This is a genomic window from Paenibacillus sp. MZ03-122A, assembly GCF_024213325.1.
Lineage (GTDB): Bacteria > Bacillota > Bacilli > Paenibacillales > Paenibacillaceae > Paenibacillus > Paenibacillus polymyxa_B.
The window spans coordinates 154,479-167,075 of record NZ_JANAVI010000008.1; the positions used below are offsets into that span (position 1 = coordinate 154,479).

Sequence of the window (12,597 nt, forward strand, 5' to 3'; positions counted from 1 at the left end):
CGATGACCATTGCTTTTATCGTAGTAGCTGCGGTTGCCTTTATTTTTTTGCTGGTATTTAATACAAAGATGACGCGCAAATCCTCTCCCAAAACTCGCCCCACGGAAGAGGAGTCACGGCAAAGAAGCAAACGTCCTTATCCTGTACAGGTGGAACCCGAGGCACGTGAAAGGATAGATTCTACGCGAGAGATGCCGCATAAGGATATCGACGTCGAAGAACATCATTCGGAGGAACAACACAAGGTGCCTGATATCCAGACGGATAAGAAGGTAGAAAAGGATCGCGAGAATATCAAAGATGCTTACGGAGATCAGGATTATCGTGCGGCTTTACGTGGTTTTGCCAGGAAGGAAGAAGAAAAGGATGGACGTTCCCAAATATCCAATGGAGAGAAGGAGACTCACAAAAGTGAGGACGAGCAGTATCGTGAAGCACTGCGCTCCATGAACCAAAAAAAATGAGGTATCCCCATGTGAACATGCCAAAAAAGGCTGCTTATCTGTCTGGATTACAGGCAGAAGGCAGCCTTTTTGTGTTGCTCGGCTATAGCCATTCGGTTAGCCCAATCATCGTAATTAAGCCGAGAATAAAAGAGAATGTGGCGATCCGCTGGTTGCCATCCCCGTGACTCTCGGGAATCAATTCCTTGTAGACAATAAACATCATGGCTCCGGCGGCAAAAGCAAGGCCGTAAGGTACCAGTCCGTTCACCCAGCTGCTCAAATAAAACCCGATCAGACTCGTAATGATTTCCACGGCTCCGGTGAGGGTAGCAATGCCCAAGGCCTTGAAACGGCCGATATTTTGATTCACAAGGAACAACGCTACGATAAAGCCTTCCGGGGCATTTTGCAGGCCGATAGAGAAGGCGATCAGATTGCCGAGATTTTGAGTTTCACTTGCATAGCTGACCCCAACAGAGAGGCCTTCTGGCAAATTGTGCAATGTAATAGCTGCGATAATGAGAAAAGATTTGGACTCCAGTTGAAAGGTCTTGGAGTCTGGGTCCTCCAAATCCGCATGGGGAATGTACATTTCCATCACCAGTAATACGAGACAGCCGAGCAGGATTCCCGCAGTCAGCACGAACCAATTGGAATGCTGGATTGCTTCGGGAATGAGGTTATACACGGATGCAGAGGTCATAATTCCTGCGGCATAAGCCAACAGAACATCGCGAAGCCGATGCGTGATATTGCGCATAAACAGTATGGGCACGGCGCCGAGTCCAGTGGACAGGGCAGAAATAAAGCTACCTAAAAAAACGTCATTCATAATGGGGATAATCCCTCCATACCTGATTTATCTTTATACTTCGCTTCATGAAAACTTCATTTGACTGTTTACAGCTATTTCCGCATAATGAAATTAGGATTTAGAATCAGTCTAAGTCATAAGAAGCTACAAAACAAGTGATTCGTTTTTGCAATATCCGGGTGTCCACATTTTGGGATAAGCTTCTGGTGGAATTACTTTTAGAGTATATGCAGCTGCCCAGCGCCCGGTGCCGAAAACTCGTTATATAATACTTATGATATTTTAGGAGGAACCAAGATATGTACAAGTCCATTATTATAGGTACCGGCCCTGCCGGTTTGACCGCTGCAATTTATCTGGCACGTGCTAACATGAGCCCACTGGTGATCGAAGGACCACAGCCAGGCGGACAATTAACTACGACTACGGAAGTCGAAAATTTCCCAGGTTTTCCTGAAGGAATCATGGGACCCGATTTGATGGATAATATGCGTAAGCAAGCAGAGCGTTTTGGCGCTGAATTCCGCACAGGCTGGGTAAACAAAGTAGACACAACGGCTCGTCCATTTACATTGGATGTAGAAGGTTTGGGTGAACTGGTTACTGATACGCTGATTATTTCCACGGGGGCGACTGCCAAATATCTAGGTATTCCCGGTGAACAGGATAATATCGGACGTGGCGTAAGCACTTGCGCAACATGCGACGGCTTCTTTTTCCGTGGCAAAGAAATTGTTGTCATCGGCGGTGGAGACTCTGCATTGGAAGAAGCCAATTTCCTGACTCGATTTGCCTCCAAAGTGACATTGGTACATCGTCGTGAAGAAATGCGCGCCTCCAAAATTATGCAGGATCGTGCTCGTGCGAACAACAAAATTGAATGGGCGCTTAATCGTATTCCTGTAGAAGTGATTGCGGACGAGAATGGAGTCACTGGCTTGAAAGTACTGAATAATGCAACAGGTGAAGAGGAAATCATTACAGTTAGCGGCGTATTCGTGGCGATTGGTCATCATCCGAATACAGGCTTCCTTGAGGGACAAATTACAACGGATGCGAACGGTTATATCGTCGTAAATCCGGGTACTTCCGAAACAAACGTGCCTGGCGTATTCGCTTGTGGTGACGTACAGGATACTCGCTACAGACAAGCGATTACCGCAGCAGGTAGTGGCTGCATGGCTGCTATGGACAGCGAGAAGTACATTGAAAGCCTGGAGCACAGCGCACTGGCCCTGTAATGATCCTTGGAAATATGAATAAATATGTTGTAACAAAATAAATGATGAGGTGATATTCATGGAAAAAGCAATAGTATACACATCTACAAACTGCCCGCATTGCCGTCAAGTAAAAAGCTATTTGAGTGAAAAAGGCGTAGAGTACGAAGAACGCAACATTGAAACCAATGAAGCTTTTGCACAAGAGGTTTGGGATATGGGCATTCGTGCCGTTCCATTGACTTTGATCGGAGAAGAACGTATTTCCGGTATGAACAAAACCAAGTTTGAAAAAGTATTGAACGCTTAATCCAACCTAAGAGCAGACGACGGTCCTGTGGATCGTTATAGGGTATAGATAAGGCCTCCATCGCAGTTACATACTGCGGAGGGGGCCTTTTTATAAGTCCCTAATCTTTTTTATAGGATTTTGCAAAATTCCGAGAAAAGTGGGCGTACAGGAACCTAAGTGTTCCCGTATGTTTTTTTTCTTATAAAGACACGCGTACTCGCCCCAGAAAAGGAGCTGTCGCTGCATAGGCGGCACCTAGCATCGTCGAACGGCTGCCAAGCGTGGAGAAACGAATCTGTAGTTGCCGACGGTGATAGGGCAGGGCACGTTCGTCAATCACATCACGCATGCTTTGTTCCAACCAAGGTCTGGCTTCCGCCAGTGGACCGCCGATGATAAGCATTCCGGGGTTGAGGCTGTTCACAATGTTGGTAATACCCACACCCAAATATCGCCCAATATCATCAAGGACGTTTAATGTACTTTCTTCACCTTGCTGAGCAAATGGCAGTAATTCCGCTGTATTCTGTGCAGGTAGTTTCAATGTGGATGCTACATACGCCTTCTCTGAAGCATAGAGTTCCCAGCAGCCGCGACTACCGCAGGAGCAGAGTCGTCCGTTCCAATCAATGGTCATATGACCCGTCTCTCCGGCGTACCCCCAAGCTCCTTGATACGGTTTGCCATCGATGATAATCCCGGCTCCGATCCCGGACCCTGCACTGATGTAAACCAGATCCTGCACCTGCTGTCGGTGATCGCCGTCCATCCCATAGTACAACTCGCCCTGTGCGCCGACGTTAGCTTCGTTATCCACTACGACGGGCAGACCTAGCTCGGCCTCAAGTTGCTGCCGCAGCGGAACCTCTTCCCAGCCCAGATTGGGTGCGAACAAAACGGTTCCGGTTTCATCCACCATACCCGGCACCCCCAGCCCAATGCCGACAATACCGTGAGGGGAGGGAGGAGTGGCCTGCATGAGCTCCTGAACGAGCTTTCGAATCTGTTCCATAACAAAGGCGGGATCATGCTGAGTAAGGGAAAGGGTAAGCTCAGTTTCAATGGTACCTGCCAGATCAGTCAGAGCGCCCTTGATGTACTGTACGCTTACCTCAATACCGAGTACAAAGCCTGCACGGCTGTTGAACAGCAGCATTAAAGGCTTACGCCCGCCGCTGGATTCCCCTAACCCCGTCTCATATACAAGTCCATCGGTGATGAGCTCTGCCACCAGATTGGAAACGGTAGCCTTGTTTAATCCAGTTTGACTGGATAACTGTGCCCGGGATAGCGGAGCATGAAGGCGAATACGCTCCAGCACAATGGATTTATTTAGCTTTTTGACAAGCGCCTGATCGCCAGTGACATTCATGGTTAATTCACTTCCTGTTGGTGTAATTCCTGATATTATATCATAAAAACAAACTTAGTTTAAGCAATAGACAAAGTCTTTCGGCTGTGCTAGAATCGTTTTTGTAAACGTTTACTACAAAGGAGGAACTTATAATGGCTTATTTCGAACAGGTATCTAAAATTAACTTTGAGGGCAAGCAATCCGACAATCCTTTTGCGTTCAAATTTTATAATCGACAGGAAATTGTAGCGGGAAAAACAATGGAGGAGCATTTGCGTTTTAGCATGGCCTATTGGCATACACTGGTTGCAGGCGGCTCCGATCCTTTTGGTGTAGAAACAGCGGAACGTCCATGGTCCAAGTTTACCGGGCTGGATTTGGCGAAGGCACGTGTGGAAGCTGCCTTTGAGCTGCTGGATAAGCTGAATTTACCTTATTTTGCTTTTCATGATGTGGATATTGCACCAGAAGGCGCGTCATTGAAGGAATTTTACAGCAATCTGGATACCATCGTGGATCTGATTGAGGAACATATGAAAGCTACGGGGAAAAAATTGCTGTGGAACACGGCGAACATGTTTAGCCATCCACGTTATTTGCATGGGGCTGCGTCGACTTGCAATGCAGATGTATACGCACACGCAGCTGCTCAGATTAAAAAAGGACTGGAAGTGGGCAAACGTCTGGGCGCAGATAACTATGTTTTCTGGGGAGGCCGTGAAGGCTACGAAACACTGCTGAACACGGATTTGAAGCTGGAGCAGGACAATTTGGGACGTATGTTCCATATGGCCGTAGACTATGCGCGTGAAATCGGCTTTGACGCTCAGTTCCTGATTGAGCCAAAACCGAAGGAGCCAACGAAGCATCAGTATGATTTTGATGCGGCGACGACGATTGCCTTCCTGCAAAAATATGATCTGGATCAGCATTTCAAGCTTAATCTGGAAGCTAATCATGCAACTTTGGCGGGCCATACTTTTGATCATGAAGTACGTGTAGCACGGATTAACGGCATGCTGGGATCACTGGATGCAAATCAGGGAGATTTGCTGCTGGGCTGGGATACGGACGAATTCCCGGTGGATCTGTATGATGCCACACTAACCATGTATGAAGTGCTGCAAAATGAAGGCTTGGGTCGTGGCGGTATCAACTTTGATGCCAAGGTGCGCAGAGCATCATTTGAGCCGGAAGACTTGTTCCTTGCGCACATCGCAGGTATGGATACGTATGCGAAGGGACTGAAGGTAGCCGCCAAACTGATCGAGGATCGTGTGTTTGAAGACTTTATTGAGAAGCGCTACAGCAGCTTTAAAGAAGGTATTGGAGCAGACATCGTATCTGGAAAAGCAACGCTTGCTTCTCTAGCTGAATATGCTTTGGCGAACGAAACACCACGTAAAAACGTATCCGGGCGTCAGGAATATCTGAAAGCAACATTAAATCAATACATTTTGGCTGACTAATACCAGGACTTATATATGAAACAACGGCTGCACGATGACAAGGAAGGAGGAACTCCAATGCAGGAGAAGCTAAATCAGGAGCAGGAACGCTATGTCATTGGCGTAGATTTGGGTACCAGCGCGGTCAAAACGGTGCTGGTTAACCGCAAAGGGCAGGTGGCCTATGAAACCTCCCAGTCTTATCCGCTCTATCAGCCGAAGGCAGGATATAGCGAACAGTACCCTGAGGACTGGGTCAGTGGCACGTTAGCATCACTGAAACAGCTTGTGGAGAAGGCTGGAATCGGCGGCACAGATGCTGTGGACGGTATTAGCTTTTCGGGACAGATGCATGGGCTTGTGCTGACTGACAAGGAAGGCCAAGTGCTTCGTCCGGCTATTCTGTGGAATGATACGCGTACAACAGCCCAATGCCGTCGTATTGAAGAAAAGCTCGGATCGGAGCTGCTGAACATCGCACGTAATCGCGCACTGGAAGGCTTCACGCTGCCCAAGCTGCTGTGGGTACAGGAGCATGAGCCAGACGTGCTGGCTCGTGCGGCCCATTTTATGCTGCCCAAGGATTATGTGCGCTACTGTCTGACAGGAGAGCTGGCGACGGAGTATTCGGATGCGGCGGGCACGCTGCTGCTGGATATTGCGAACAAGCAGTGGAGCGAAGAGATCGCTGCCGCGTTTGACCTACCGTTGTCGCTGTTCCCGCCGTTGGTGGAATCCTTTGATCAGACGGGTACACTGTTGCCGGAGATTGCGGAGCAGAGCGGGCTTTCGCCTGAAACGAAGGTCTTTGCAGGTGGTGCGGACAACGCATGTGGCGCGATTGGGGCCGGCATTTTGAGCGAAGGCCGCACCCTGTGCAGCATCGGCACCTCAGGGGTTGTACTTTCCTATGAGGAACGCAAGGATATTGATGTGCAGGGACGGGCACATTTTTTTAATCATAGTGAGCAGGATGCTTATTATATTATGGGGGTTACGCTCGCGGCCGGATACAGCTTGACCTGGTTTAAGGATACCTTTGCACCAGAGCATTCTTTTGATGCACTGTTGGCAGATGTGAACTCTATTGAACCAGGCAGCCGAGGGCTGCTGTTCACGCCTTATATCGTCGGCGAGCGTACACCTCATCCAGATGCAACCATTCGAGGTAGCTTTATCGGAATGGATGCGGGGCATAAGCTTGCGCATTTTACACGAGCGGTGCTGGAGGGAATTACGTTTTCGCTCAAGGAATCCATTGATATTCTGAGAGGAACGGGCAAAACGGTGAATGAAGTGATTTCCATCGGCGGCGGTGCGCGTAATGAGGCATGGCTGCAAATGCAGGCAGATATTTTTAACGCGGATATCATCAAGCTGGAAAGCGAGCAGGGGCCTGCCTTGGGGGCGGCCATGCTGGCTGCTTATGGTAGCGGCTGGTTTGAATCTCTGCAAGCGTGCGCTGAAGCTTTTCTGCGCGAAGCAGCGAGATATTCCCCGAACCCGGAACGTGTGGCACAGTATGAAGGCCTATACGAGCTGTACCGTGAAGTTTACTTGCACACGCGAGAGCTAAGTGAGCATTTGGCGGTATATCGGTGAATACGGTGAGCTTTAAGCGTAAATAAGAAGCGGCTCCGGGTGTAAGAAACCCCCGGAGCCGCTTTTTCATGTGATGATGAGCATGAATTAAATACTTTTCTTGATTTTCGCATGATCTTCATTCATAGAACTTACGGCACAGCCAGGACATGACTTGCTCGACGAACACCCCGCACAGGCGCCTTGACGGCTTTTTCGCAAAAATCGTACCAGCACCCACGCACTATAACCGAGGATCGCCAATAAAATGATGATATTGATCATGGAATTCACTTCCTTTTATTTACTATTGGGCCTGACTTAACCCCAACCTAATAATCTGCCACATTGATAGATCAAGACGGCGATGATATATGCGACGGTCAAAGGATAGATCACAGAAAATGCGGTCCAACGCCACGAAAGGGTTTCTTTACGAATGACGGCTACCGTAGCCAGACACGGAACATACAACAGAATGAACACCATAAAGCTAAAGGAGGCAAGCGGTGTAAAGGCCTGTCTGACTTGTAGTTCCAGTCCCTGCATATCAGGAACGTGGTAAATAATATTCATCGTTGATACGACAACTTCCTTGGCCATAAAGCCTGTGAGCAGGGAAGCACCTGCTTGCCAGGTGCCAAAACCGAGAGGGGCCAGTAATGGAGCGAACCAACCTCCAACGGTGGCAAGCAGACTGTCATTCATTTCTGCCCCGAAGCCCTGCGGACCGAAATTGGACAAGAGCCAGATGCCAACGGAACCTGCAAGAATAATGGTTCCGGCTTTACGGACGAAGCCTTTGACCTTCTCCCATGTGCTGCGGAATAGTGTAAGAGCCTGCGGCACTCGATAGGGAGGAAGTTCCACGATGAAGAGGGAGGGCTCACCCGACAAAATGGATACTTTGGAAAAAATTTTGGCAAGTATAAGTGAAACGATGATTCCTAACACATACATCAGCATGATGATGCTTGCCGCATGTGTTGGAAAAAATACACCCGCAAACAACGCATATACCGGCAGGCGGGCTGAACACGACATAAAGGGCACCAGCAACGTGGTAATGAGACGTTCTCTGGGCTGTTCAATGGTGCGTGCCGCCATAATCGCAGGGACATTGCAGCCAAATCCGATGATGAAGGGAATGAAGCTTTTCCCGTTCAAGCCAACGGCTTGCATCAGGCGATCCATGAGTATCGTGACCCGTGCCATATAACCAGAGTCTTCGATCACTGAAATAATCAGAAATAAAATAGCAATTTGAGGCAGAAAAACAAGCACACCCCCGACTCCAGCCACGATGCCGTCCACGACTAGACTTTGCGTAAAAGCAGACGCGTTCAAGTGAACGAGTAACTCAGAAATCCAAGTGCTGAGTGTCCCTGAAAAAAATCCATCCAGCATATCTGAAAGGATCGTACCCGCCCAATCGAAGGTGAACTTGAAGGTAGCGTACATCAGCAGCAAAAAGATCGGAATCCCCAGATACCGGTGAGTTAATAGTGCATCTAGTCTATCCGTCAGGCTGTGCGGTCTGAGTTTGGAGGTGTCGAGTGCCTTGGTGCACAGATCAGCAATCCATGCTGTTCGTACAGAACGAATATGCTGAGCAGGGGTGATGGCATGGCCTTCACCGAGAAGTTCTTCCTCGCAACGTTGGATGCGTGCAGTTACTTGTTCACGCTGTACCTCATTCGTCATCCATTCCATGACGACAGGATTACCTTCGAGACATTGCAGTGCGGCCCACCGCAGTTGCGGCACAGGTGCATTTGGCAGCAAGTTGCAAATATCGGTAATAGCAGCTTCAACGGCAGGGCCGTAGTCCAGTTGAAAAGCATTGGATGTACGTCTTACCTCCCGAAGAGAAGCGAGCATTTGCTTACTTCCACTGCCTGTACGCGCCACCATAGGAATGATGGGAACGTTCAATTGATCAGCTAACAATTCCTTGTTTACACGAAGACCCGTGGCATCGGCTACGTCAGTCATGTTTAAGCCAAGTACAAGCGGACGGCCATACTCCAGTAGTTGTACGGTTAGATAGAGATTACGCTGGAGCTGGGAGGCATCCACAATGTTGATCAGGGCCGTAGGAGGTTCTTCCAGCAAATATCGAGTTGCGACACCTTCATCCAGCGAAAGAGGGAGTAAAGAGTAGGCGCCCGGCAAATCCACCAATACGGCAGACTTGTCACGCAGGATTCCTGTTTTCTTTTCCACTGTGACGCCGGACCAGTTTCCTACTTCTGCATACGTACGAGTCAGCTTGTTAAATAATGAGGTTTTTCCTGTGTTGGGATTACCGAATAGAGCGATCATGTCCATGTTGGAACAACCTCCAGTTGTTTCACCTGATTTTGGCGAAGGCCGACCAGCTGGCCGTTGCATTCAATGACAATAGGACCGCCCAATAAACTGATTTTTTTTAACCGTATGATGGAACCTTCGTTAATGCCCATGTCTGTTAAGCGGCGGCGCAATGAGGGATGAAGAGGGGCGAGAGATTGCAAACGCACAGTCTGACCCAGTGGCGTACGAAGGAGTGAGATACATTCTGGCATGGTGCTCAGCCTTTCTGATCTAGAATGAGAATCAATATCATTTACTTCCGATGCCAGTACCATATCATGAGGAAATCTAGATTGCTGTGATAAAACTCTCTACGAACGACATGTTTGCTCATTATCCGATCTGTTATATAGCCGAGTATGATGTCACAACCTGTCTTGAACTGCACCCTTACTCGTCTGCAACCGACAAAACTAGAGCGTTTGGGGCAACTGTTTTTATGGTAAGATATAGCTGTTTACAACTATGCTAAGAAGGGCAGGAACGCTCTGTATGAACAGAAAAATCGGGGTTAGGCTTGTAAAATGTCTGGTTGCGGGTGCAGCGCTGGCTGTGTTGCTGCCGCAGGCTGTGGAGTGGGGCAGCAATGTGTATGCGACGTCGGTTAAGCCGGCTCCATCCGTATCATCGCAGCAGCTTCAGAACAAGCTTTTACAGGCAATGGCTACGCGGAGTGAAACGCTGACCTTTACATATCAAGGGCGAGTGAACGGTCTCAAGCAGCAATTACAGACGGCCATCCAACAGGCCATGGAGAGCGATCCGTATGTGAATTATACGATCAAAAGCTACGCATTCAGCTATACAGGCACAACGACCTCCGCTCAGGTTACGATTCGTCTAAGCTACCGGGAGACGAAGGAACAGACAGCATATGTGGATAGCACAGTTAAAGCGGTGCTGGGGGATATTATTACGAAGGGAATGACGGATCATGAGAAGGTAAAGGCCATTCATGATTGGATCGTCGTTCGTCTGAAGTATGATGAAGCACAGCAAAAGTACACAGCCTATGATGGCCTGAAAACGGGAAGCACGGTCTGTCAGGGTTATTCACTGCTGGCCTATAAAATGCTGGAACGTGCAGGCATTACGAACCGGATTGTGGAAGGAAGAGCAGGGGGCCAGCTGCATGCATGGAATCTGGTTTTATTAGATGGTCGATGGTATCACATGGATACGACATGGGATGATCCAACCCCGGATCGCGCGAACGAGGTAAGCACTTCATATTATCTGCTAACGGATACCGAAATGCGGCGGGATCACTCATGGGTTAAGCCGTATCCTCAGGCGAATACATCGTATCGGGAAACCTTATCAGCACTAGTAGCTACCGGAGGATCAAAGGCTGCTGTGTATCAAAAACTGTACAATACCCTCGAATATCCGCTGCAAGACGGCAAGGGTCTGGTTAAATCATCTGCCGACATGAAGGAACAGGTACGTAAGATTGTAAATAAGGGAGGGACGACACTTACCTTTGCCTATCAGGGAACGGAGCGAAGTCTCAAGGAGGATTTACAATCCTTATATCAACTCGGTTTGAAATCCATTTCCTATCAGATTACGGATCTAGGAAGTACCGGCAATCTTCGTGTAACCCTGAAATGGACCTAATCATCTTGCTGTAAAAAGCTACATTAACAAAGGAGTATTTTATTTATATGCACAAGCGTTCCTTTACCTATTTGCTTGGCACGCAGACCATGTCTAATGCAGCCGACATTCTTTACATTATGGCACTTGTGTCTCTGGTTTTTCATGAAACGGACTCCATCTTCTCTTCGGTGCTCGTTCCATTGCTGCGAATGGGAGCACAGATGATCAGCGGCTTTTTAGCACCGCTCATTTTGGCCCGATTCCAGCTTCCTTTTATTTTATTCGTTTCTCAGTTCGGACAACTGGTTTTCTTCGCTATTCTGCTGGGCCACTTGTGGTCAGCGGGTACGGAGCCGATATGGGTGATTGTGTTTACGTTGGTGGCAGCCATGTCCTTTCTGGACGGCTGGACCACGCCTGCACGTAATGCGCTGATTCCCCGCCTTGCGTCCGGGGAAGGACTCATGCGGGCAAACAGTCTGGTGTCGGTCAGCGATCAGACGGTGCAATTAGCGGGGTGGGGGCTTAGTGGTGTGCTCGTAGCCATGCTAGGCTCGGAAAAAACACTGCTAGTGGCTGGCGGACTCTATATGGTAGCAATGATCTTCACCAGCTTGATTCGAGATCCACTAGAGGGTAAAGCCCATTATTTGCTGCAACCTGGAACAAGGGTGCGAGGTGGAGATGTTTCGGTTTCCGAAACTGGTACTGAGCCCGGGCAAGGACATCATGACTTGCCTCCTGCACAGTTGGAAGATACACTGTATGGCCCGGAATCAGAGAGCCCTGCACTACCTCCCAAACGTAAAAAGGAAATACTCCGTGAAGGCTGGAGCCTTATCGGAGCCAGTCGCAGACTGAAAGCTCTTATTTTTATGGATATGATTGACCTTCTAGGGGGTTCGGTTTGGGTAGGCGCGTTCACGCTTGCTTTCGCCCAGCAGGTTTTGCACAAGAGCGAAGCATGGTGGGGATACATCAATGCAGCGTATTTTGCAGGAGCGATTGGCGGCGGCATCGTTGTCCTCGCCTGCGTCAAGCATTTGCAGCGCAGGCTGCTACCCGCCATGTTGGCGGGGATGGCAGGCTACGGGCTGCTGACAGCATGGTATGCACTGAACACATTACCGCCGCTGACGCTGCTTATCGTGTTGTTGATGGGACTACCTGCGGAAATGTCTGTCGTATCCCGCCGCACGATGATGCAAATGAGTGTGTCTGTACATGATTTGCCTAAGGTGCTGTCTGCCCAGGCCACACTGACAAGTTTGACCTTTTGTATTTCGCTCCTGTTAATGGGCTGGATTGCAGATCATCTGGGCATCGTTAATTTGTACTTGTTTTCAGCAGTGCTGACGCTGATTGCTGTTATATACGGTGTTTTAAGTCGTCGTGCCTTATCCATGTCTTTGTCAGCTTCATTGGAACCTTCCTCCAAATAAACAGAAAAAGCCCGTCTCCGGGCATATACAGGTGAAAATGCGG

General features: G+C 48.8%; 12 protein-coding genes. 7 read left to right on the forward strand and 5 right to left on the reverse strand.

Annotated features, from left to right (window positions below):
* The first annotated feature begins 2 nt into the window (after window positions 1-2).
* Window positions 3-464: a hypothetical protein gene (locus NLX74_RS17955; protein WP_254329526.1), complete on the forward strand. Its 462-nt coding sequence runs from the start codon at window positions 3-5 to the stop codon at window positions 462-464.
* 82 nt (window positions 465-546) lie between these two features.
* On the opposite strand, the gene NLX74_RS17960 is transcribed toward NLX74_RS17955, so the two are convergent.
* The gene (locus NLX74_RS17960) at window positions 547-1,278 is read right to left on the reverse strand and encodes a ZIP family metal transporter (RefSeq protein WP_061828899.1); all 732 of its coding nucleotides are present in this window, start codon (window positions 1,276-1,278) and stop codon (window positions 547-549) included.
* A 281-nt stretch (window positions 1,279-1,559) separates the two neighbouring features.
* Here NLX74_RS17960 and trxB point away from each other — a divergent pair, with 281 nt between their 5' ends.
* Window positions 1,560-2,501 (forward strand): thioredoxin-disulfide reductase, encoded by a 942-nt coding sequence (gene trxB, locus NLX74_RS17965; RefSeq protein WP_254329527.1) that lies wholly within the window; start codon window positions 1,560-1,562, stop codon window positions 2,499-2,501.
* 58 nt (window positions 2,502-2,559) lie between these two features.
* Window positions 2,560-2,790, forward strand: coding sequence for a glutaredoxin family protein (locus NLX74_RS17970; RefSeq protein WP_007432162.1), 231 nt, complete (start codon window positions 2,560-2,562; stop codon window positions 2,788-2,790).
* A 181-nt stretch (window positions 2,791-2,971) separates the two neighbouring features.
* Here NLX74_RS17970 and NLX74_RS17975 read toward each other — a convergent pair whose 3' ends face one another.
* On the reverse strand, window positions 2,972-4,144 hold the full coding sequence (locus NLX74_RS17975; protein ID WP_254329528.1) for an ROK family transcriptional regulator: 1,173 nt from the start codon (window positions 4,142-4,144) through the stop codon (window positions 2,972-2,974).
* Window positions 4,145-4,278: 134 nt separating this feature from the next.
* Between NLX74_RS17975 and xylA the strand changes: the two genes are divergently transcribed.
* The gene (gene xylA / locus NLX74_RS17980) at window positions 4,279-5,595 is read left to right on the forward strand and encodes a xylose isomerase (RefSeq protein ID WP_254329529.1); all 1,317 of its coding nucleotides are present in this window, start codon (window positions 4,279-4,281) and stop codon (window positions 5,593-5,595) included.
* A 57-nt stretch (window positions 5,596-5,652) separates the two neighbouring features.
* Window positions 5,653-7,176, forward strand: a complete 1,524-nt coding sequence (xylB, locus tag NLX74_RS17985; RefSeq protein WP_254329530.1) for a xylulokinase — start codon at window positions 5,653-5,655, stop codon at window positions 7,174-7,176.
* Between the two features lie 87 nt (window positions 7,177-7,263).
* Here xylB and NLX74_RS17990 read toward each other — a convergent pair whose 3' ends face one another.
* Genes NLX74_RS17990 through NLX74_RS18000 form a run of 3 tightly spaced genes read right to left on the reverse strand, consistent with a single transcriptional unit; the run spans window position 7,264 to window position 9,722 of the window.
* A complete protein-coding gene (locus NLX74_RS17990; protein ID WP_081112420.1) occupies window positions 7,264-7,440 on the reverse strand; it encodes a FeoB-associated Cys-rich membrane protein in 177 nt (58 codons plus the stop codon).
* A gap of 36 nt (window positions 7,441-7,476) precedes the next feature.
* Window positions 7,477-9,486, reverse strand: coding sequence for a ferrous iron transport protein B (feoB, locus tag NLX74_RS17995; protein WP_254329531.1), 2,010 nt, complete (start codon window positions 9,484-9,486; stop codon window positions 7,477-7,479).
* Complete coding sequence (locus NLX74_RS18000; RefSeq protein ID WP_016820309.1) at window positions 9,477-9,722, reverse strand: FeoA family protein; 246 nt, start codon at window positions 9,720-9,722, stop codon at window positions 9,477-9,479. Before NLX74_RS18000 ends, feoB begins: the two co-directional genes overlap by 10 nt.
* Before the next feature lie 280 nt (window positions 9,723-10,002).
* Here NLX74_RS18000 and NLX74_RS18005 point away from each other — a divergent pair, with 280 nt between their 5' ends.
* A complete protein-coding gene (locus NLX74_RS18005; protein WP_254329532.1) occupies window positions 10,003-11,130 on the forward strand; it encodes a transglutaminase domain-containing protein in 1,128 nt (375 codons plus the stop codon).
* A 47-nt stretch (window positions 11,131-11,177) separates the two neighbouring features.
* The gene (locus NLX74_RS18010) at window positions 11,178-12,554 is read left to right on the forward strand and encodes an MFS transporter (RefSeq protein ID WP_254329533.1); all 1,377 of its coding nucleotides are present in this window, start codon (window positions 11,178-11,180) and stop codon (window positions 12,552-12,554) included.
* Window positions 12,555-12,597 lie beyond the last annotated feature (43 nt).